The following is a 521-nucleotide window of genomic DNA, read 5'->3' as shown; positions in this document are numbered from 1 at the left end:
ATTTAGTAAAACGCAAAAACAGTTTAGAAGCACAATTTTTAGAATTAACAAAAAACGCCACTATCCAAAAAAACTAAACCATGAACAGACTTATCTCTATAGAACTTCAAAAAATCTGGAAAAACAAAGCCAGCCGTGTTCTTACCTTAACCTATTTTATTTTACTTTCCTTCATTGCGTTAATTGCATCTATAAAATTTGACATCGGCGTAATCAAATTTCATCTGGCCGAAATGGGAATATTCAACTTTCCTTTTATTTGGCATTTTAATACCTATATCGCCGCATGGTTGAAATTTTTCTTAGCCATTGTAATTGTTTCCATGATGGCAAATGAATATAGTTATGGTACCTTGAAACAAAACTTAATTGACGGATTAAGTAAAAAAGAATTCATCTTATCCAAATTCTTAACCGTTGTTGTTTTCGCTTTGTTTTCAACCATTTTTATCTTTATCATGAGCTTGATTCTTGGGTTGAGTTTTTCATCTTACACAGAATTCGGAATTGTTTTTAGCGAT

At 31.1% G+C, this 521-nt stretch carries 1 protein-coding gene; it reads left to right on the top strand.

Annotation, left to right across the window (positions count from 1 at the left end):
* Positions 1–80 precede the first annotated feature (80 nt).
* Positions 81–521: ABC transporter permease (locus Q7C21_RS23000; RefSeq protein WP_375151238.1), on the top strand; the 441-nt coding region annotated here is incomplete at its 3' end.

The sequence above is a fragment of the Pantoea sp. ANP04 genome (genome assembly GCF_041982285.1).
Lineage (GTDB): Bacteria > Pseudomonadota > Gammaproteobacteria > Enterobacterales > Enterobacteriaceae > Pantoea > Pantoea eucalypti.
Note: the sequence above shows the minus strand (reverse complement) of the source record. Positions and strands in the feature narration are given on the sequence as shown.